Raw genomic sequence first — 19,443 nt, 5'->3', positions numbered from 1 at the left:
CCTTGACGATGGCAGCCCCAGACCCGACGATGCGCGCAAAATTGATAACGAAGGGTATCCTATGTCTGTTTTTCTACGCCGCGGTTGTGGCGCAGCCCTGGCCTATGCGGTCGCCACCCAAGGCGCGCTGGCCGATCTGACCGCGGATGACGTCTGGTCCGACTGGCAGACCTATTTCGAGTCGATGGGCTACAGCGTTACCGGCGATCAGAGCGTGTCGGGCGATGTGATCACCATTTCGGACATGACCGTTACGCTGGACATGCCGGAAGAGGACGGGCAGTTCACCGTCACCGTGCCCGCGATGGAGCTGACGGAAAACGGCGATGGCACTGTTAGCATCGGCCTGCCCAACAGATTTCCGATGACCGCGTCCGGCGATGCCGAGGGTAAGGCCTTTTCGGTCGATATCGTCTATTCCCACGATCAGTTGGACATGGTGGTGTCGGGCGCGCCCGACGACATGACCTATGACTACACCGCCGCCACGCTGGGGATCGTGCTGGATTCGCTCAAGGTCGAAGGCGAGGACATGCCCGAAGACGCGCTTGGCGTCAGCGTCAGCATGAGCGATCTGGCCGGAAGCTCTCGCATGCGCATCGGTGAAACCCGGAACATCGCGCAGACGTTCAAAGCCGGTGACATGGCCTATACCCTGCGCTTCAAAGAGCCTGAAAGCGGCGATAGCGGCCTGATCGACGGGGTGTTGAAAGAGCTGTCCTTCGACGGCGACAACATTATCCCGGTCGGGATCGACCTGTCCGACCCCAAGGCGCTTTACGAGGCCGGCTTTTCCTTCTCGGGCAATTTCACCTATGCTTCGGGTGCCACGGATATCAGCGGCGTCAGCGAGGGTGAGGCCTTTTCGATGGGCAGCTCGTCGGATGGCGGGCGTTTCGCCGCCAGCATCGACGCCGAGCGCCTTGCCTATGTTATCGAACAAAACAGCACCAAGCTGGCCGTGACCACCGCCGATCTGCCCTTTCCCATCGAGATCGCGATGGACAGCGCCGGTCTGAAATTCGAATTCCCGGTCAAGCAATCGGAAGAGATTCAGCCCTTTGGCTTTGGCGTCAACCTGACCGATTTCACCATGTCCGATGTGTTGTGGAGCATCTTCGACCCCGCCGGTGCCCTGCCGCGCGATCCGGCGACCATTGCGCTGGACGCCACCGGTACGGCGAAGGTTCTGATGAACATCTTCGACCCCGAAACCGCGACCCAGCTGGAAACCTCGGACGAGGCGCCCGGTGAACTGCATTCGCTGAAAATCAACGAATTGCTGGTGTCGCTGGTCGGGGCGAAACTGACCGGAGACGGGGATTTCACCTTTGACAACTCGAACACTCAGGAATACGGCGGGATGCCCGCGCCTTCGGGCGTGGCGAACCTGCAGCTTTCGGGTGCGAACGCGCTGATCGACACGCTGATCGGCATGGGCGTGATCGGCGAGAGTGACGCGCTGGGGGCCCGGATGATGATGGGCATGATGGCGGTTCCGGGCGATCAGCCCGATACGCTGAATTCGACTATCGAGTTCACCGAAGACGGCCAGATTCTGGCCAACGGCCAGCGCATCAAATAATGCGCCCCGGAAGAAGGCCGTAATCACGCGGCCTTCTTCCTGCCTGCACCCGGGGCCCGGGTTTCCACAGGATTTGTTCATACTTCAATCGGTTCACAGGTCTTGCGGGGCGGGCGGTCCGGGGCTACGTCCTGTGCAATCATTCCGGAGGCGACATGACCCGAACACCAGAAGAGATCAGCCACAACCTGCTGGACGCAGCCCGCAAGGCGGGGGCCGAAGCGGCTGATGCGATTGTCATCGACGGGTCTTCGGTCTCGGTCGAGGTGCGCGGCGGCACGCTGGAGCATGCGGAACGGTCCGAAGGCACCGATCTGGGGTTGCGCGTGTTTCTGGGAAAACGGCAGGCCATCGTCTCAAGCTCGGACAGCCGCCCGGAAACGCTGACCGCGATGGCGGAACGTGCCGTTGCGATGGCCGGTGAGGCGCCCGAGGACCCGTTCACCGGGCTGGCTGCAAGCGACCAGCTGGCCAGGAACTGGGACATGCAGGCGCTCGAGATGTTCGACCCGACCCCCGAACCCACCGCCGAGGCGCTGATGCGGGATGCGCTGGCCGCCGAGGCCGCAGCGCTGGCGGTTGAGGGCGTGTCGCAGGTCTCGGACGCCGCCGCCGGCTATGGCACGCACCGGGTCCATCTGGCCGCAACCAATGGCTTTTCCGGCGGGTACGAGCGCAGCAGCCGCTCGACCTCCTGCGTTGCGATCTCGGGCGAAGGCACCGGGATGGAGCGGGATTATGACGGCGACAGCCGGACCTTTCAGTCCGACCTGCGCGCGCCTGACCAGATCGGGCGCACTGCAGGTGAACGTGCCGTGGAACAGGTTGGCGCGCGCCAGCCCGCCACCGGCAGCTTCCCGGTTCTGTTTGACGAACGCATCTCATCTTCGCTGATCGGGCATCTGCTGGCCGCCGGCAACGGCGCGGCCATCGCACGCGGGGCGTCCTGGTTGAAGGACAGTCTGGGCGAACAGGTTCTGCCCAAGCACCTGTCGCTGATCGAAGACCCCCACCGCCTGCGCATCTCGGGCTCTCGCCCTTTCGATGCCGAGGGGCTGCCGACCCGTCGCCGCGCGATTGTCGAAAACGGAGTGCTGACCGGCTGGACGTTGGATTTGTCCAGCGCCCGCAAGCTGAAAATGACCTCGACCGGCAATGCCACGCGCGGGGTGTCCGGCCCGCCCTCGCCCAGCAACTGGAACCTGAGCCTGACGCAAGGCACGCACAGCCGGGCCGACCTGCTGCGCGATATGGGCACTGGGCTGCTGGTGACGTCGATGATCGGATCGACGATCAACCCAAATACCGGCGATTATTCCCGTGGCGCATCAGGTTTCTGGGTCGAAAACGGGCAGATCGCCTATCCGGTCAACGAATGCACCATCGCGGGCAATCTGCGCGACATGCTGAAACGGATCATCCCGGCCAATGACGCGCGGACCTACCTGTCGCGCGTCGTGCCGTCGGTGCTGATCGAAGGGATGACACTTGCCGGCAACTGACCTGCCCCTGCTGATCGAAGCCGCGCTGGAATCGGGCAAGATCGCAACCCGGTATTCCGGCGCGCAGGCGCAGCGCTGGGACAAGCCCGGCGGGGCCGGTCCGGTGACCGAGGCCGATCTGGCCGTCAACGCGATGCTGGAACAGCGGCTGCCCGCAGCCCGGCCCGGTTATGGCTGGCTGAGCGAAGAGACCGAGGACACTGCCGACCGCCTGACCCGCGACCATGTGTTTGTGATCGACCCGATCGACGGCACCCGCAGCTTTGCCGAAGGGTCCCGCACATGGGCGCATTCGCTGGCGGTGGCCGAAAAGGGCGAGGTGACTGCCGCCGTTGTGTACCTGCCCCTGCGCGACCTGCTTTATGCCGCCGCCGAGGGTCAGGGGGCGACACTGAACGGACAGCCTCTGCAGGCCTCGGACGAGGCTGTTTTGGCACAAGCGGAAGTACTGGCGGCACGGCCCAACCTTGATCCGCATCATTGGCATCAGGGGCAGGCACCGGGCTTCAAACGCGCCTACCGCCCCTCGCTGGCCTATCGCATGGCGCTGGTGGCGCAGGGACGGTTCGACGGGATGCTGACGCTGCGGCCCAGTTGGGAATGGGACATCGCAGCCGGTGATCTGATAATTCGCGAAGCAGGGGGCATATGCACCGACAGAACCGGCCAGCCGCTGCGGTTCAACAATGCCCATCCGCGTCTGAACGGCGTGATTGGCATGGGCGCTGGCCTGCACGCGCAGATATTCGCGCAGCTCGACCCGAACGGCCCCGGGATCGGGGCATGAGCAAGCCGCGCTCTCTGAGCCTTGCGGCCTACCGGATTCTGTCCTGGAACGGGCCGAACGCCGCCGGGCACTACGATCTGCCGCGCCCCGAGGGCGAAGTGCTGTGGGTGCATGTCGCCGCGCAGGACCGGCTGCGCGCGGTGTGCGATTTCTGCCAGCGCCTGCAGCAAACCCGCCCGGGGATTTCGGTTCTACTGACCGCGCCGCCGGAGGCCAATCTGAACCGCTGGACAGGCAGCGCCTATCCGCTGGTCGCCCTGCCGGTTGACAACGCACGAACCACACGCGGCTTTCTGGATCATTGGCGGCCCGACATGGCGCTTTGGGTTGGCGGTGGCCTGATGCCGAATCTGATCACCCGCGCCGATGAACACGACATTCCGATGGTCCTGACCGAGGCACAGCCGGACATCACGGTCCCGCTGGGCGTACGCTGGCTGCCCGTTATCGCCAGATGCACGTTCGACTGTTTCCAGACCATCCTTGCGCCAACAGCAGAAGCAGCGCGCCAGATCCGGCGGCTTGGCGTCACCTCGACCAAAGTGGCCGAGGCCCCGCCGCTGCAGATCAGCCCGATCCCCCGATCCTGGCCCGAGGACGAACTGATCGAAATCACTCACGCTTTTGCCGGACGCCCGGTCTGGCTGGCCGCCGGGGTGATCGACAAAGAGTTCATCTCGGTCCTCAGCGCCCACCGTCAGGCCCTGCGGGTTCTGCCCCGTCTGGCGCTGATCCTGCATGTCGCCGATACCGGCGAGGCCGCGCCATTGCACCGCCGGCTCGAGGCGATGGACCTGCGCTGCGCCAACTGGGACGACGGCACGCCGATCGAGGATACTACGCAGGTCATCCTGTCCTCGGAACCCGAAGATCTGGGCCTGTGGCACCGGGTGTCGTCGGTCAGTTTCATGGCCAGCTCTCTGGAGCGCGGCGCGGGCGGGCACGATCCGCTCGAGGCCATCGCGCTGGGTTCGGCCATCATCCACGGCCCTTTTGTGCATCGGTATCAGGAGATGTACGATCGCCTGAAACAGGTCGATGCGGCGCAGGAGGTGCGAACCGCCACCGAACTGGGCGATGCGGTCGAAGCGCTTCTGGCCCCGGACCGGGCGGCGGATATGGCGCTGGCCGGGTGGCAGATGATTACCGAAGGCGCGCCGCAAGCGGATCTGCTGATCGATATGGTGCAGGAAACGCTGGACCAACGGAGTGCACAAGATGCGGGCGCCTGAGTTCTGGAACACCGCCCCGGACCTGCTGGACCTGCGCGCGCGGCTTCTGGCCCCGCTGGGCAGGCTCTATGCCTCGGCCACGGCCCGGCGGGTGGCGTCTGATCCGGGTATCCGGCCCGGCGTTCCGGTGATCTGCGTCGGCAATCTGAACGCGGGCGGGACCGGGAAGACCCCGACCGTGATCTGGGCAATTGAACAGCTCAGCAGCGGCGGACACGCGCCCCATGTCGTCAGCCGCGGCCATGGCGGCTCGCTGGACGGCCCGGTGCGGGTCGATCCGGCCAAACATACGGCGGATCAGGTCGGCGACGAACCGCTGCTGCTTGCGATGTTCGCCCCGGTCTGGGTCGCCAAGGACCGCGCCGCCGGTGCACGCGCCGCTGCCGCTGACGGGGCAACCGCGATCCTGTTGGATGACGGGTTCCAAAACCCCTCGGTCGCCAAGGACTTTTCGATCATCGTGGTGGATGCCCAGCGCGGTTTTGGCAACGGGCTGTGCCTGCCTGCGGGTCCCTTGCGCGAACCGGTCGACGCCGGGCTGCAGCGCGCCGATCTGGTCCTGTCGCTGGGTGACGCCCCGGCTCAAACGGTGTTTGCCGACCACTGGAGCGCCAAACTGACGGTGCCGCACGCGCGGGGTGCCGTGGAGCCGCTGCAAACCGGAATGGACTGGGGCGATACCCGGGTTCTGGCCTTTGCCGGGATCGGGCATCCGGAGAAGTTCTTTCAGACCCTGCGCACGCAAGGGGCCGAGCTTTTGCGGGCCGAAGCGCTGGATGATCACCAGCCGCTGACGCAGGCGCTCATGACACGATTGGAAAACGACGCGCGGCAGTTGGGTGCGCAGATGGTCACGACGGAAAAAGACGCCGTGCGCCTGCCGCCTGCCTTTCGCAACAAGGTGCTGACCCTGCCGGTGCGTCTGCGTGTGGACGAGGCCGACAAGGTCAAAGACATGCTGTTGAAGGCGGCCCCTGCACCCTAGCAGGGACCGGCTGGGATCGTTGGAAACGGGCTTAGCTGCCCAGTTCTTCTTCGATCAGCGCCTTGAAGTCCTCATAGGACTGGTTCGACACCTTCTTGCCGTTCACGACGAAAGAGGGCGTCGCCTGCACCCCGTCGCGTTCCGCGTTTTCCTGATACCAGGCCACAAGCGTCTGCGCGCGGGTGCCGTCCTGCAGGCAGGCGTCCAGCTGGTCATTGTCGATCCCGGCAAGACGTCCGATCTTGCGCAGCTCGTCCACGATCTCGGCCGGGCCACCGGCTTTGGTCCATTCGGACTGGCCTTCATAGATCAGATCGGAAATGCCAAAGAACTTCTCGGGGCCGCCGCAGCGCGCCATCATCGAGGCCCACAGGCCGTAGCGGTCAAAATACACCTCGCGGTAGATGAACTTGACCTTCCCGGTGTCGATGAAATCCTTCTTGAGCTGCTTATACGCCCCCTGATGGAAATTCGCGCAATGCGGGCAGGTGTAGGATGCGTATTCGATGATCTCGACCGGCGCATCCTCGGCCCCCTGCACCATCTCGACGATGGTCGAGGTGTCCAGATCAGCCTCCTGCGCCTCGGCGCTGCTGACCAGCGGATAGGCGGGGGTAGAGTTCGACAGCGACAGCCAGTAGCCGCCTGCGGCCACGGCGACAGCCGCACAGATTCCGGTTGCAATACGGCTCATTCTCGGCCCTTTCTCAGCGTTTCTGCTTGAATAAAACGTTGCGGCCCAGACGTTCAAGGGCAGCGCGCAAATCACTGTCGTTTACGTCGCGCGACACATTGTCAGCCTCGGCTGCGATTTCGGGTGCAATTTCAGGTTTTGCTTGTTTCGGCTTGTGGTCGAAACTGGCCTGCCCCTCGGCAAATCCGGTCGGAGCGGTCTGGGTGATGCGAATGCGGCTGATGGCGTTGTAGCCGTAGACCGCGTTGACCTTGTGGCGCAGCTGATCCTTCTGCATCTCCAGCATCGGGGCCTGCGGCCCGGTGGTCAGTACCGTCAGGGTTGCGCCCATGCCGCCCCGGCCATAGCCCACATTCACCGGGCGCGCGATGGCGGCGGTGTCCTGCCCGACAATCTCGGCCCAATGTGTCAACAGGCGCGATACGGCAAAGCCGCGGGTTTCCCCGGCGCGCCGAATCTGGTCGTTCAGCAAAGTCGCGGTGCGTTTGAACCCGCGGGTCGAAGAACGTCTGCGCTGCATCTGGTTTCCAACTCCTGCGCCACTATTGTAATGGGCAGACCGGCAGGTGCCAGCGAAACCCGACAGAGAGATGAATAAAACTTGCGTGACATCGGTGAATTTGACGTGAGCACCGCCCTGCTCGACTGGTACGACCGCCACGCGCGCGACATGCCGTGGCGTGTAGGTCCGGCAGACCGCAGGGCCGGGGTGCAACCCGACCCTTACCGCGTGTGGCTGTCCGAGGTGATGTTGCAACAAACCACCGTGGCCGCCGTGCGCGACTACTTCACCCGGTTCACCACCCGCTGGCCAACCGTCGAAGCGCTGGCAGCCGCGCCGGACGATCAGGTCATGGGCGAATGGGCCGGGCTGGGATACTACGCCCGCGCCCGCAATCTGCTGAAATGCGCGCGGGTGGTGGCGGATGAGCATGGCGGGTGCTTCCCCGACACCTATGATGCGCTGTTGCAGCTTCCGGGCATCGGGCCCTATACCGCCGCCGCGATCTCGGCCATCGCCTTTGACCGGCCCGAGACGGTGCTGGACGGCAATGTCGAACGGGTCATGGCCCGGCTTTACGACATCCACGACCCGCTGCCGGGGTCGAAACCTGCGCTCAAGGACAAAGCCGCAGCGCTGACCCCGACGAAGCGGCCCGGCGATTACTCGCAGGCGGTGATGGATCTGGGCGCGACCATTTGCACGCCCAAATCCCCGGCCTGCGGCATCTGTCCTTTGCGCGATCCGTGCCTGTCGCGGGTGGCCGGAACTCAGGCGGACTTGCCGAAGAAAACGCCGAAAAAGCCCAAACCCACCCGGTTCGGACATGTCTACATCGCCCGCAGCGCAAATGGCGCAATGCTGCTGGAACGCCGTCCCGACAAGGGCCTGCTGGGCGGCATGCTCGGCTGGCCGGGCTCGGACTGGTCCGACACCCCGTCCGAGGCCCCGCCCTTTCCCGCCAACTGGCGCGTCCTGCCGGGTGAGGTGCGGCACACCTTCACGCATTTTCACCTTGTGTTAAGCATCTGGACCGCAGAATTGCCTGCAGGCATTTGCCCCGAGGGGCTGACCGTGCTGGACAAACACAGTTTCAAACCCGGCGACCTGCCCACTGTGATGCGCAAGGCCCATGACCTCTGGCGTGGCCACCAGGCCGCTGTGCAAACTGGTCAGTCAGGGATAGGCTGACCGCATCCTTTCGGAGCACCGTAATGATCGCATCAGACACCCTGTCACGTTGGCACTCGGCGCTGCCCTTCTGGCTGTCCTTCCTGCTGATCCCGCTGATCTTGGCAACGGCCGTGGCGGGCGGCGGATGGGTGTTGCTGGTGCCGCTGTCCACGTGGTGGGCGTTTGCCGTGCTTGACCGCCTGACCGGGCTGAACCTGCAAAACGCCGACCCCGAGACGCCCGACGGGGTGCTGCGCTGGTACATCCTGCTGACCAAACTGTGGGTGCCGGTGCAGTTCCTGACCCTGTACGGCCTGCTCTGGTACGCGACCCGCGCCGATCACCTGACGATTGCGGCGAAGCTCGGGCTGTTTTTCGGGATGGGCGTAATCTCGGGCACCATCGGGATCAACTACAGCCACGAGCTGATGCACCAGAAATCGCGGTTCGAGCGCTGGCTGGGCGATGTCCTTCTGGCCATGGTGCTGTATTCCCACTTCCGGTCCGAACATCTGCTGGTCCACCACCGCTATGTCGGTACCCCGCGCGATCCGGTCACCGCCCGCTATAACGAGGGGTTCCACCGCTTCTATCCCCGTGTTCTTTGGCAATGTGTGGCGTCGGCTTTCAGGGCCGAACGGGCCAAACTGGCGCGCAAGGACCGTCCTTGGACCGACCGCGCAAATCCGTTCTGGCGATACTGGGCGCTACAAGGCGGCATGATGCTGCTGGCGCTGTTGGTTGGCGGCTGGTCCGGGCTGGGCCTGTTCCTGCTGCAGGCCGGCGTCGCCATCTGGCAGCTGGAACTGGTCAACTATGTCGAACATTACGGCCTGACCCGGAAGCACATGGGCGAAGGCAAATACGAACATGTCCTGCCGCGCCATTCTTGGAATGCCTCGCAGAAAGCGTCCAACTGGCTGCTGATCAACCTGCAAAGGCACTCGGACCACCATTACAAACCGAGCCGCCGCTTTCCGCTGCTGCAACACCACACACCGGATACCGCACCGCAATTGCCTTATGGCTATCCGGTCATGACCGTGGCCGCGATGATCCCGCCTCTGTGGCGCCGGGTCATGAACCCCAGGGTGCGCGCATGGCGGCGGCAATATTACCCCGAAATCACCGACTGGCACCCCTACAACAAGGCGCTCAACCCGCAGCCAAACGCGTGACCGCGGCGCGCTGCCCGGCGGGAGGGGTTCAGATCACCCACACATCCATTGGGCCTTCGACGCCGCGCACGGCCAGCGCGGCGCGGGACTCGAACCCCTCAATCACCGTCTGCGCCGCCGGGCCTTCGCTGACCGCCTGATTGCGCAGGGCGTCGCTGATGACAACGCGGGTGCCCAGCGAACGTGTCATCGCTTCCAGCTTGGCCGCCACATTCACCGCGTCCCCGATCACCGCAAATTCCAGCCGGTTGGCCCCAATATCTCCCAACACGACAGGCCCGTAGTGAACACCGATCCCGACATTGATTTCGGGCTCGCCATTCCGGCGTCTCTCGGTGTTCCAGCGCTCGATGGCCGCAACCATCGCCCGCGCGCACGAGATCGCATTTGTCGCGTCCAGCGGCGTCGGGACCGGCGTGCCAAAAGTCGCCATCAGCCCGTCGCCCAGATATTTGTCCAGGGTGCCGTGATGCCGGAACACCTCGGTCTCCATCCGGGCATGAAATCCGCGCAGAATCTCGATCACCTCATACGGATCGCGACCAGCAGAAAACCGGGTGAAGCCGACGATATCGATGAACAGGACGGCGATGTTCTCCTTGCGCACCTGTTTCAGCGGCTCGTCATTCTGGCTCAGCTCCTCGACCACATTGGGCGAGAAATAGCGCGACAGGTTCGCCCTTTCCCGCTCCAGCCCCGCATTGGTCATCAGCAGGTTGTTCAGCCGCCGCAGCGATACCCCAAGCGTCACCGCCACCATCACGAAGACGATGACCTGCTGAATGCGCTGAGACACCATGAAACTGTTCGGATCCAGCAGGTCCGCCACATCCGGGTAGCCCTGCAAAGCCTGCGCCACCCGTTCGCTGATGCCCGGTATCGGGGTCGCCACCCACCACGCGATGATCCAGCCAACGGTCCACATCATGGCGGTCCAGGACCCGATGGCGATCACCGTGCGCCAGGAATAGGCCAGTGTGCCCGCCGCCAGAATGATGAAGAAATACTGGAAGTTATCGAACCGGTACTGCATCGCCAAAGGCCGTACATCGTCGCTGAACGGGTTGGGAATGATCATACCAAGGGTCATGATCAGCAGATCGACGAAGATAAGCAACAGTTCGGTCCGCGATTGCCCCACCCGGCCCGCGCGGCGGATCAGCCAGCCGTTGCCGCAGATCAGCAGCAGGATGAAGTGATACCACAGCACCTCGGGGTGCGGGTTCAGATAGATCAGCAGAACTCCGGTCAGCCCCATCGCGATCCACCGGGCGCGCACGGCCAGTTCCAGCCCTTCGCGTTTGTGCCGTTCAAGGACGGCCTCGGTATATTTATTGTCCAGGTCGTACTTGTCCGGCTGGGTGACAAAGAACCTGCCGAAGCGGGATTCGCCTGCGGTGCTGTCAGTCATGGCCTGCGCCTTTCGCGGGGTCTGTCAGGGGTGCCTTATGCAATCACCAATAGGATGAAAACAAAAGACCCCGCCGAAAACGGCGGGGCAAGGCGTAGTGCCTTGTGTCAGGCCACAGGCACCGGCGGTGTTCTGGAAATCAGTTGTGCATCTCGGCCCGGATCTGCTGGCGCAGCACGTCGATAGGCACGGTTTTGCCATCGCGTTTGAAGCACCAATAGGTCCAGCCATTGCAGGAGGGCGCGTTTTCCAGATGCGCGCCGACCTGATGGATCGAACCCTTGACGTTATCGCCGACCAGCGTGCCGTCGGCGCGGACCTTGGCCTTGTGGCGCTGGTTCATGGAATACAGTTCCTCACCCGGACGCAGCATGCCGCGTTCGACCAACTGACCAAAGGGCACGCGCGGCTCGGCGCGTTTGCTGGCGCTGACCTCCAGCGCCTCGCGGTCGAACTTGCGGACCTTGGCGATGCGCTTTTCGGCGACCTTGCGATAGCTTTCCTCGCGCTCAATGCCGATGAACTCGCGCCCCAGCATCTTGGCAACCGCGCCGGTGGTGCCGGTGCCAAAGAACGGGTCCAGCACCACATCGCCGGGATTGGTCGAGCCGATCAGGACCCGGTGCAGCAGCGATTCCGGCTTCTGCGTCGGATGCGCCTTGTCGCCGTTTTCATCTTTCAGGCGCTCATGCCCGGTACAGATCGGCAGAACCCAGTCGCTGCGCATCTGCACGCCTTCGTTCAGCGCCTTCAGCGCCTCGTAGTTAAAGGTATATTTCGCGCCTTCGCGCTTGCTGGCCCAGATCATCGTCTCATGCGCGTTGGTAAAGCGCTTGCCACGGAAATTCGGCATCGGGTTCGACTTGCGCCACACGACATCGTTCAGAATCCAATACCCCGCATCCTGCAGGGCCGAGCCGACGCGGAAAATGTTGTGATAAGAGCCAATCACCCAAATCGCGCCATTGGGTTTCAGCAACCGATGCGCCGCCTTCAGCCAGTCGCGGGTGAACTGATCATAGGCCCCGAAGCTGGAAAACTGATCCCAGTGATCGTCAACCGCATCCACCTGAGAATTATCGGGCCGGTGCAACTGCCCTTTCAGTTGCAGATTATAGGGCGGGTCCGCGAAAATCAGGTCAACCGACGCCTCGGGCAGACTGTTCATCGCTTCGATGCAGTCCCCGGATAGAATCATGTTTAAAGGGAGCGCCTTTGCGCCCTTTTTGGTGGTCGTTGTCATATCACTGCCTCAAGTGTCCACGGCGCTTTTGCGCTCATTTGGTTGAGACAAGGATGAGTCAAAGACGATTCGCCGTCAAATTCTTTTTTGAATCAGCGACTTACGATTTACTCTTGATACAAGATATTGTGGACCGGTTTGAACGAACGTCTATGATGTGGGGTCACGCCGAGATTTCGCAGCGCCTCGCGATGCATTTTTGTCGGATAGCCTGCGTTTGTCTCCCACCCGTAGCCGGGATGCTGTTGCGCTAAATCCACCATCCGCTGATCGCGCCAGTTTTTCGCGATGATCGAGGCCGCCGCAATCGACACCGACCGCGCATCCCCTTTGACCACCGCCTGAGACGGGATCTTCATGCCGCGCGGAATCATGTTGCCGTCGATCAGCAGGAAATCCGGGGCGGGGTCCAGCGCCGCGACCGCCCGCACCATCGCCAGATGCGAGGCGCGCAGGATGTTCATCTCATCAATCTCGGCCACCGACGCCTCGGCCGCGGCAAATTCGGACCGCGCGCGCAAGGCGTCATCCAATGCCAGACGCCGCTTGGCGGTCAGTGCCTTCGAATCATTCAGCCCGTCGGGAATGTCCTGCGGGTTCAGGATGACGGCGGCGGCCACCACCGGCCCGGCCAGGGGGCCACGCCCGACCTCATCCACCCCGGCGATGCGGGTATGGCCACGCGACAGCAGCGCCTGTTCCAGATCAAAATTCGGCAAGCTCATCCCCCCGGCAAACCGCGTTTCGCCCGACACCGCAAGCAAAAAAAGAGAGGGCAGCTTGCGCCGCCCTCTCCCGTAACGGTGCTTCTGTGGCACCGCTCCTGCTCGAAATAGGTACTAGTAAACCACACGGTATCCGTGATGGCGCAGGCATGCGGGTTCATAGGCCCGCTTCACCTTGTGGCCATTCCAGAAACCAACCTTGCATTGTTGCGGCAGGCTGTTGGCATGTTTGTAATGCTTGTTCAGGCATTTCGGCCGCAGCAGCGGGCGATTGCCATATCCTTCGTAGGTGCGCAGGCAGCGCTGCGGGATGTCGTAACGCTTTACGCGTTTGGGCAGCCGCTTGGACTTGTGGCGCTTCTTCCTGGGCTCCTGGTACACGTGATTGTGGAAATGCCGCTCGACCTTATCCTCGCGCCTGTCCGTGGAGTAATGATTGACGGCGGCCCCAAGGATCGCAATCGCGGCGAGCCCGGTCAGAATATCCCCGGTATCCGCTGCCCGCGCCTGTGAGGCTGAAATCCCGGTTACGGCAACGGCGGCCGCAATGATCAGAGCGATAAATTTCTTATGCATGGCACCTGTCCTTTCGAGTGATTGGGCGACCTGCCTCGGGCCGCGTATTTGTTGCACCGACACTGGGCCCACCCCCTGCAGACAAGCAATAACGGGGATTTGTTATCCGATATCAGGCCCCGCAAACCCCTTGGGTTATTGAATATCCGCCCAAGCGATGCGCAGGATGCGGCCTATGAAACAGATCATCTCTTCTCTGGCCGTGGTGGCCCTGATATCGGTTGGCTCTGCCGCCTCCGCCGCGGATTGCTATGCGGATTACAAGGCCAAACAGGACAATCCGCTGCGCCTGCACTATGGCGTGATGCAGGTGTCGTCCTGCAACAAGGGGCAGGCAAAGAACGAGGTCGCCCAGCGCCTGAAAGCGTCGGGCTGGACCTTGCTGAACGTCCAGTCCGTGTTTGGGCCGGAAGGGTTGGATCAAAGGAAGGCCAATGCCGGAAAATTCTATCTCCGTTACTGAGGCGCGGCGGTCCGGCGTTCGGCTGGTTGGTCTGGGCCTTGCAGCCATCGTCGTGATTCTGATCACCGCCGCCGTGTTCCTGTTTGCCACCCTGCCCGATGCCAACGCCTTCAACGCGCGGGTGGAGCGTCTGTTCGTGGAAAGCGACCTGACTTCGCAGGCCGAAATCCGGTTGCTGGAAATCCTCGCGCAATCGGGCACCGCCTTTGCCGACACCCTGTCCAGCTATCGCATGGTGATTTACGTGCTGCTGGTCTTTGCCTGCGCCATGATGATCTCGGCGCTGGTGTTTCTGGTAATGCTGGTCCTGCTGAACCGGCGCATGGCCCAGATCGAACGCACCGGCATTCAGGTCACTTCGCTGCTGATCAGCCGCGAGGAAAACACCGTTTACCTGAACAATATGGATTTCAAACTGACCACTGCCGCGATGGAAACCCTGTCGGTTCTGGCCGAATCCCGGCTGGATGACGAGGTGCTGTCGGGCGCGCAGATCGAGGCGATGATCTCGGGCCGCGACGCCGCCGATTGTGACGAGGCCGCCGGGGCCACGCGGATCAAGCGGCTGCGCGATGCGCTGGGCAACCAGATGGTCAGTGAGCTGCTGGTCAAGAATATCGCCAAAAAGGGCTATATGCTGTCCATCGAAAAGGACGTTATCCAAATGGTCTGAGGGCGCGCTTCGCACGCTCCCGATTGGCAAATTTCGCATTATCCCCCTTGGAATAGTTCCCCCGAAGACCCATTCTAGAAAGACTCTGGGCAAGGGAGGTCGATGATGAACGTCCACGCCACACCTAAACTCAAAGGCTATGAGATTTCAGTAGAGCGGCTGAATGGCAGGATCGCCGTTTACCGCGATGATATCCTTCTGGCCGAAAGCGAAGACGCCAAGGTGATGTATGAAACGCGCCTGCAGCCGACGATCTACATCCCCCGCAAGGACGTTCTTGTCGAGCTGAGCGAAGAGACCGAGTTGCAGACCTTCTGCCCGTTCAAAGGCACGGCAACCTATCACGATATCGAACTGGCCGGCGAGCGGCTGGCCAATTGCGTCTGGGCCTATGAAGAGGCGCTGCCCGAAAGCGTGGCTATCCAGGGCCATATCGGTTTCATGTCCAGCGCCTATACCGACATCGATCTGGGCGAGAACCGCCTGCGCGAACCCGATGACGGGAATATCAGCGGGCCTCTGATCGACTGGCTGATGCGCGGCGCGTCGCTGTCGGACACGCCCGAAGCCTTTACCAAGGCGCTGGCCGAAAAGATGCTGGAACACGGCATCGCCATTCAGCGCCTGAGCATTCTGGCCTGGTCCCTGCACCCTCTGATCGCGGGGAAACACTATATCTGGGAAAAAGATCAGGCCGAGATTCTGACCCGCGCGCCGACCTATGAAATTTACGATCACCCGGCCTTTATCAACAGCCCGCTGCGGCATGTCTCGAACGGGTTGGGCGGGGTCCGCCAGCGGGTGAACGACGACAATCCGCATAACAGTTTCCCCATCATCGAGGATCTGCGCGCCAAGGGGGCCACCGATTACGTCGCCATGCCGATGTCTTTCTCGGACGGACGGACCAATGTGCTGACCCTGACCTGCGATCATCCCGATGGCTTCACCACCGAGAATCTGGGGCTGGTATTCGAATGCTCGACGGTGATCGCCCGCTATTACGAAGTGTTCATGCAGCGCGAAAACGCGCAGGTTCTGCTCGAGACCTATGTGGGCAAACGCTCGGGCGCGCGGGTGCTGGGCGGTGAGATCCGGCGCGGCGACGGTGATGAGATCGATGCCGCGATCATGTTCTGCGATCTGCGCAATTCGACCAGTCTGGAAGAACGGCTGGGCCGGACCGCCTATATCAATCTGCTGAATGAGTTCTTTGAAACCGTGTCCGAAATCGTCCATGCCAATGGCGGCGAAGTGCTGAAGTTCATCGGCGACGCTGTGCTGGCGGTGTTCCCATCCGGCGAAAACGAAGGGGCGGCCCGCGTCAATGCCCAACGCACGGCCATTGGGATCGTCGAAAAACTGGGCGAGCTGCGGGAAGCCGGAGCCGAGGTTCATTGCGATTGCTCGATCGGCCTCGCTTATGGCCGTGTGACCTATGGCAATGTGGGCTCTCGCGAACGTCTCGATTTCACCGTCATCGGTCAGGCCGCCAACATAGCCGCCCGTTTGGGGGAATACGGCAAAACGGTCAGCCATCGCATTGTTGTGTCCGAAGACATCGAACCTGCCTGCTCCAATGCCCTGCCGCTGGGCGAGGTCAAACTGCATAACGTGTCGCAACCGGTTACCAGCTATGCGCTGCGAACCTCGGCAGATGCTGTTCTGGACGCGTGACGAACGGGGCGGATGTCACTGATCCATCGGATTTATGGCGCGACCCGCCGAAAGCGGCTGGACGCGTTATGTTCGGCATGAGTTATGTGCCAGCATTGGTTTTCCGCGTCGTAGCCAAATTGGCTCACCCAGCTGCGCCCAACAGAATCAAAGCCGTCTGAGCCGGAGAAACATTGCTTTGCAATTGCGCGATCTGACTGCGTGCCAGATAGGTGTCGGTCAGTTTCCCGATTGCCTCCTCGTCCGCGAACTGCGCCAGATCGTCTGAGCCGGTGAGACGGGACAGCCTGTCTTTGAACTCACCCAACTGAGTATCCAGATCCAGCTGCGCAAAGGATGGCGGCAGGCCGAGGGCGGTTTCCATCATGCTGCGCAGCGGCGGCAGGCCCATCAGGTCGAACCATTTCGTATCCACACCCGCATCGCCCCGGGCCAGGTCCGACAGCCTATGCTGGGCGTATAGCGAGATGCGCATCGTTTCATCGGATTCCCCCACCGAAACCTCGAACCGCGTGACCAGACTATCCTGCGCGACCTTTTCCATATTCGTGGTCAGGCCGGTTTTCCTGACCTCACCGGGGCCAAAGCCAAACGCGTCAGAGAATTCGCGGTACCGTTTATCCGACAACCGGTTGGCCAGCGCGTCCTGCGCATTTGTACCGTCTTCAAGAATTTTCCGGATGAAGAAACGATTGTTCAGATCACCCTCTAACCCGAATGCACCCAATGCGACCTGCAGCAACCGGCGATCCGAGACCAAATCCCCAGCCGTCTCGACCTTGCCGATATTGTCCAGAAAACACTTGGTTTCGCGCTCGTTCACATTCGAAGACGTAAAACTCTGAAGCTGCGCATCATAGGTTCGCTGCAGAAACCGCCAGCCGACCAGCCCGCCCGAGGGTATGACAGGCTGAAAACTCATTGCTGATAGGCCATCAGCCGCTCTTCCCGGGGCAGCAGCGACCGCAGGGATTTCAGGCATTTGTAGTAGTGCTCTCCGACCAAAGCATCCGTTGCTTCGGCCAGAACACGGCGGCTGTCCGCGTCGGTGAAAACCTGGCTCAACTCCTCAACCCGGCGCAGCAATTGCTGGCGGGCCTGATCGGGCTCGGTATCTCCGGACAAGACAAGCTGCGCGGCATAGCACACGCGCCGCACTGGCGTGTTGACCTCATCCGGGTGAATGGCATCTTTCAGCCGCAAGAGTTTCGCCTGCGGTGTCATGATCGAGAACCGGCTGCGGCGGTCGCCGTTTTCGATCACCACGCCGTTGATCAGAACCCTTTCTTTCGGCGCCAGCTTAAGAACCAAACCACTCATCACATCGCCCCCGCTTGGCGCAGCCCGCGCAGAACGGCGGTGTTGATCTCGAGCAAAGGATCAACCGTCGCGTTATTGCCCAGAATCTGGCTGCTGTGCCGTTCCGTGAACTCGGCCAGATAGAATATGCGCGCGCGCAGGTCATTGGGTAGCGCGTTGGCGGAATCCGAGACCCCCGTGGCCAGGACGGTCCACAGACGTCGGTTTTCATGCACGGCCTGAACAAATCCCGCAAAGTCCGCCTTTTGTCTGGCCGCTGCGGCCTTGAGACGGCGGGTGATTTTCGAAATCGCCTCATACTCCGTATCCCGCGGCGTCCTTGTCGGGGCGGCAGTCTGGGCGTAGGCGGTATGGGCGAGCGTTTGCGGTGTCACGTGCAATCCTTCCTATGAGCAGTCATCAGGCAGTCAGAACCGGGGCGCAAAAACCGCGCCCCGATCCGGTTCCGGAATTAGCGGAACAGCGACAGGATCGACTGCGGTGCCTGGTTGGCAATCGACAGCGACTGGGTTGCCAGCTGCTGCTGCACCTGCAACGCCTGCAGACGGGCCGAGGTTTCTTCCATATTGGCGTCAACCATCGAGCCGATACCGGATTTCAGCGAGTCGGTCAGTTTGGACACAAAGTCGTTCTGGGTTTCGATACGGCTCTGCGCCGACCCAAACGCCGCTGCGGCATCGATCGATCTGTCGATCAGGGTTTCAATCGTGCCAAGCGCTGCGGACGCGCCGGCTGCGGTAGACACGTTGATCGAGCTTAGCGCGCCCAGACCACCGGCTCCGGCATTGGTGAATTGCGCCGAAACGGTCACGTCACGATCCGCATCCGCCCCTGCCGTTGCCGCCCCGGTCACGAAGGTCAGAGTGTTGGGCGTGCCCGAGTCGTAATCGACCGCCACCCCGGTGATGCCCAGCGCGTCGATCTGGTTCTTCAGGCCAACCGCGACCAGCGCATCCGTGTAAGCGTCGTCATAGGTGCCCGAAGGTTCCAGATCGCTGGCCTGAACGGTGTAGGACACCCGCTGATCGCCGACGGTGATCGAAATCGAATCGCCAACCGCAAAGTTATCGACCGAGCTGTCGATCACGATGTTGCCAGTGCCGCCCGCCTTGTCCATCGTGAACCCGGCCGTGTCGTCATCGGTTGTCTGACCTGTCGAACCGTCCAGAACCGCCTTGGCCGTATAACCGCCAATCGACAAATCCTGCGCCGCCACCGAAATCGTGTTCGGCGTCACCGCGCCCGAACTGTCGCGGTCAAGCGAAGACAGGATTGTTGCGCCCGTCACCCCGTTGACCAGATTCAGCCCGTTGAACTGCGCTGCCCCGACAACCGATTCAATCTGATTGCGCAAAACGGTCACATCGGCGTTGATCTTGTCGCGGTCAACATTGTCTTCCTGCGCCGCGATGACCTTTTCCTTCATCTGCGTCAGCAGGTCAGTGACCGTTTCCGATGCGTTCCGCGCCACTGCGACGGTCGATTCGCCCAGTGCGAGGCTGTCCTTGATCGCATTGAAGCCCTTGACGTCCGATTCCATGACCTTCGAGATCGCCCAAACGGCCGAGTTGTCTTTTGCCGTTGCTACGTCCTTGCCGGTCGAAATCGCGTTCTGGGTCATTTCCAGGTTCTTGTTGACCGATTTCAGGGTCTGCAGCGCAACCATTGCGCCATTGTTTGTCAGAATGCTGGACATAGATGTCATCCTTTCAGGTTT

The 19,443-nt window shown here is 62.0% G+C and carries 20 protein-coding genes; 10 read left to right on the top strand and 10 right to left on the bottom strand.

The features are described from left to right. The first annotated feature begins 61 nt into the window (after positions 1–61). The 5 genes from ACR0EZ_RS17965 (at position 62) to lpxK (ending at position 6,091) form a co-directional block, all read left to right on the top strand. A complete protein-coding gene (locus ACR0EZ_RS17965; RefSeq protein WP_480615680.1) occupies positions 62–1,585 on the top strand; it encodes a DUF2125 domain-containing protein in 1,524 nt (507 codons plus the stop codon). Between the two features lie 155 nt (positions 1,586–1,740). After that, positions 1,741–3,087 (top strand): TldD/PmbA family protein, encoded by a 1,347-nt coding sequence (locus ACR0EZ_RS17960; protein WP_480615678.1) that lies wholly within the window; start codon positions 1,741–1,743, stop codon positions 3,085–3,087. Beyond that, the gene (locus ACR0EZ_RS17955) at positions 3,074–3,874 is read left to right on the top strand and encodes an inositol monophosphatase family protein (RefSeq protein WP_480615676.1); all 801 of its coding nucleotides are present in this window, start codon (positions 3,074–3,076) and stop codon (positions 3,872–3,874) included. Before ACR0EZ_RS17960 ends, ACR0EZ_RS17955 begins: the two co-directional genes overlap by 14 nt. Further along, complete coding sequence (locus ACR0EZ_RS17950) at positions 3,871–5,106, top strand: 3-deoxy-D-manno-octulosonic acid transferase (RefSeq protein ID WP_480615674.1); 1,236 nt, start codon at positions 3,871–3,873, stop codon at positions 5,104–5,106. The genes ACR0EZ_RS17955 and ACR0EZ_RS17950 overlap by 4 nt, the downstream gene beginning before the upstream one ends. Next, positions 5,093–6,091, top strand: a complete 999-nt coding sequence (lpxK, locus tag ACR0EZ_RS17945) for a tetraacyldisaccharide 4'-kinase (RefSeq protein WP_480615672.1) — start codon at positions 5,093–5,095, stop codon at positions 6,089–6,091. The genes ACR0EZ_RS17950 and lpxK overlap by 14 nt, the downstream gene beginning before the upstream one ends. Positions 6,092–6,122: 31 nt before the next feature. Here lpxK and ACR0EZ_RS17940 read toward each other — a convergent pair whose 3' ends face one another. Continuing rightward, a complete protein-coding gene (locus ACR0EZ_RS17940; RefSeq protein ID WP_480615670.1) occupies positions 6,123–6,785 on the bottom strand; it encodes a DsbA family protein in 663 nt (220 codons plus the stop codon). Positions 6,786–6,798: 13 nt separating this feature from the next. Continuing rightward, on the bottom strand, positions 6,799–7,305 hold the full coding sequence (locus ACR0EZ_RS17935) for a DUF721 domain-containing protein (RefSeq protein WP_480615668.1): 507 nt from the start codon (positions 7,303–7,305) through the stop codon (positions 6,799–6,801). Between the two features lie 105 nt (positions 7,306–7,410). On the opposite strand from ACR0EZ_RS17935, the gene mutY reads away from it, so the two are divergent. Beyond that, positions 7,411–8,478: an A/G-specific adenine glycosylase gene (gene mutY / locus ACR0EZ_RS17930; RefSeq protein WP_480615666.1), complete on the top strand. Its 1,068-nt coding sequence runs from the start codon at positions 7,411–7,413 to the stop codon at positions 8,476–8,478. 23 nt (positions 8,479–8,501) lie between these two features. Beyond that, positions 8,502–9,638, top strand: a complete 1,137-nt coding sequence (locus tag ACR0EZ_RS17925) for an alkane 1-monooxygenase (protein ID WP_480615664.1) — start codon at positions 8,502–8,504, stop codon at positions 9,636–9,638. 28 nt (positions 9,639–9,666) lie between these two features. Here the strand turns inward: ACR0EZ_RS17925 and ACR0EZ_RS17920 are convergent, their stop codons facing one another. The 4 genes from ACR0EZ_RS17920 to ACR0EZ_RS17905 form a co-directional block, all read right to left on the bottom strand. Then, positions 9,667–11,049 (bottom strand): adenylate/guanylate cyclase domain-containing protein, encoded by a 1,383-nt coding sequence (locus tag ACR0EZ_RS17920; protein WP_480615662.1) that lies wholly within the window; start codon positions 11,047–11,049, stop codon positions 9,667–9,669. Positions 11,050–11,188: 139 nt separating this feature from the next. Then, positions 11,189–12,292 (bottom strand): DNA methyltransferase, encoded by a 1,104-nt coding sequence (locus ACR0EZ_RS17915; protein ID WP_480615660.1) that lies wholly within the window; start codon positions 12,290–12,292, stop codon positions 11,189–11,191. Positions 12,293–12,399: 107 nt separating this feature from the next. Continuing rightward, a complete protein-coding gene (locus ACR0EZ_RS17910) occupies positions 12,400–13,017 on the bottom strand; it encodes a ribonuclease HII (protein WP_480615658.1) in 618 nt (205 codons plus the stop codon). A 114-nt stretch (positions 13,018–13,131) separates the two neighbouring features. Further along, positions 13,132–13,593 (bottom strand): hypothetical protein, encoded by a 462-nt coding sequence (locus tag ACR0EZ_RS17905; RefSeq protein WP_480615656.1) that lies wholly within the window; start codon positions 13,591–13,593, stop codon positions 13,132–13,134. A 175-nt stretch (positions 13,594–13,768) separates the two neighbouring features. Here ACR0EZ_RS17905 and ACR0EZ_RS17900 point away from each other — a divergent pair, with 175 nt between their 5' ends. From ACR0EZ_RS17900 to ACR0EZ_RS17890, 3 genes are all read left to right on the top strand, one after another. After that, a complete protein-coding gene (locus ACR0EZ_RS17900; protein WP_480615654.1) occupies positions 13,769–14,056 on the top strand; it encodes a hypothetical protein in 288 nt (95 codons plus the stop codon). Next, on the top strand, positions 14,028–14,729 hold the full coding sequence (locus ACR0EZ_RS17895; protein ID WP_480615652.1) for a winged helix-turn-helix domain-containing protein: 702 nt from the start codon (positions 14,028–14,030) through the stop codon (positions 14,727–14,729). Before ACR0EZ_RS17900 ends, ACR0EZ_RS17895 begins: the two co-directional genes overlap by 29 nt. Before the next feature lie 105 nt (positions 14,730–14,834). Then, the gene (locus tag ACR0EZ_RS17890) at positions 14,835–16,406 is read left to right on the top strand and encodes a DUF427 domain-containing protein (protein ID WP_480615650.1); all 1,572 of its coding nucleotides are present in this window, start codon (positions 14,835–14,837) and stop codon (positions 16,404–16,406) included. Between the two features lie 124 nt (positions 16,407–16,530). Here the strand turns inward: ACR0EZ_RS17890 and ACR0EZ_RS17885 are convergent, their stop codons facing one another. The 4 genes from ACR0EZ_RS17885 to ACR0EZ_RS17870 form a co-directional block, all read right to left on the bottom strand. Further along, positions 16,531–17,328: a DUF1217 domain-containing protein gene (locus ACR0EZ_RS17885; RefSeq protein ID WP_480615648.1), complete on the bottom strand. Its 798-nt coding sequence runs from the start codon at positions 17,326–17,328 to the stop codon at positions 16,531–16,533. After that, positions 17,325–17,726, bottom strand: coding sequence for a flagellar biosynthesis repressor FlbT (gene flbT, locus ACR0EZ_RS17880; RefSeq protein WP_480615646.1), 402 nt, complete (start codon positions 17,724–17,726; stop codon positions 17,325–17,327). Before flbT ends, ACR0EZ_RS17885 begins: the two co-directional genes overlap by 4 nt. After that, the gene (flaF, locus tag ACR0EZ_RS17875; RefSeq protein WP_480615644.1) at positions 17,726–18,100 is read right to left on the bottom strand and encodes a flagellar biosynthesis regulator FlaF; all 375 of its coding nucleotides are present in this window, start codon (positions 18,098–18,100) and stop codon (positions 17,726–17,728) included. Before flaF ends, flbT begins: the two co-directional genes overlap by 1 nt. Before the next feature lie 77 nt (positions 18,101–18,177). Continuing rightward, on the bottom strand, positions 18,178–19,422 hold the full coding sequence (locus ACR0EZ_RS17870) for a flagellin N-terminal helical domain-containing protein (RefSeq protein ID WP_480615642.1): 1,245 nt from the start codon (positions 19,420–19,422) through the stop codon (positions 18,178–18,180). Positions 19,423–19,443 lie beyond the last annotated feature (21 nt).

The organism is Ruegeria sp. AK4 (assembly GCF_056541025.1).
Note: the sequence above shows the minus strand (reverse complement) of the source record. Positions and strands in the feature narration are given on the sequence as shown.

Bases quoted from the DNA above. Each gene is read 5' to 3' on its own strand.
- ACR0EZ_RS17965 (WP_480615680.1), top strand. From the start codon at position 62: ATGTCTGTTTTTCTACGCCGCGGTTGTGGCGCAGCCCTGGCCTATGCG.
- ACR0EZ_RS17960 (WP_480615678.1), top strand. From the start codon at position 1,741: ATGACCCGAACACCAGAAGAGATCAGCCACAACCTGCTGGACGCAGCC.
- ACR0EZ_RS17950 (WP_480615674.1), top strand. From the start codon at position 3,871: ATGAGCAAGCCGCGCTCTCTGAGCCTTGCGGCCTACCGGATTCTGTCC.
- lpxK (WP_480615672.1), top strand. From the start codon at position 5,093: ATGCGGGCGCCTGAGTTCTGGAACACCGCCCCGGACCTGCTGGACCTG.
- ACR0EZ_RS17940 (WP_480615670.1), bottom strand. From the start codon at position 6,785: ATGAGCCGTATTGCAACCGGAATCTGTGCGGCTGTCGCCGTGGCCGCA.
- ACR0EZ_RS17935 (WP_480615668.1), bottom strand. From the start codon at position 7,305: ATGCAGCGCAGACGTTCTTCGACCCGCGGGTTCAAACGCACCGCGACT.
- ACR0EZ_RS17925 (WP_480615664.1), top strand. From the start codon at position 8,502: ATGATCGCATCAGACACCCTGTCACGTTGGCACTCGGCGCTGCCCTTC.
- ACR0EZ_RS17920 (WP_480615662.1), bottom strand. From the start codon at position 11,049: ATGACTGACAGCACCGCAGGCGAATCCCGCTTCGGCAGGTTCTTTGTC.
- ACR0EZ_RS17915 (WP_480615660.1), bottom strand. From the start codon at position 12,292: ATGACAACGACCACCAAAAAGGGCGCAAAGGCGCTCCCTTTAAACATG.
- ACR0EZ_RS17910 (WP_480615658.1), bottom strand. From the start codon at position 13,017: ATGAGCTTGCCGAATTTTGATCTGGAACAGGCGCTGCTGTCGCGTGGC.
- ACR0EZ_RS17905 (WP_480615656.1), bottom strand. From the start codon at position 13,593: ATGCATAAGAAATTTATCGCTCTGATCATTGCGGCCGCCGTTGCCGTA.
- ACR0EZ_RS17900 (WP_480615654.1), top strand. From the start codon at position 13,769: ATGAAACAGATCATCTCTTCTCTGGCCGTGGTGGCCCTGATATCGGTT.
- ACR0EZ_RS17895 (WP_480615652.1), top strand. From the start codon at position 14,028: ATGCCGGAAAATTCTATCTCCGTTACTGAGGCGCGGCGGTCCGGCGTT.
- ACR0EZ_RS17890 (WP_480615650.1), top strand. From the start codon at position 14,835: ATGAACGTCCACGCCACACCTAAACTCAAAGGCTATGAGATTTCAGTA.
- ACR0EZ_RS17885 (WP_480615648.1), bottom strand. From the start codon at position 17,328: ATGAGTTTTCAGCCTGTCATACCCTCGGGCGGGCTGGTCGGCTGGCGG.
- flbT (WP_480615646.1), bottom strand. From the start codon at position 17,726: ATGAGTGGTTTGGTTCTTAAGCTGGCGCCGAAAGAAAGGGTTCTGATC.
- ACR0EZ_RS17870 (WP_480615642.1), bottom strand. From the start codon at position 19,422: ATGTCCAGCATTCTGACAAACAATGGCGCAATGGTTGCGCTGCAGACC.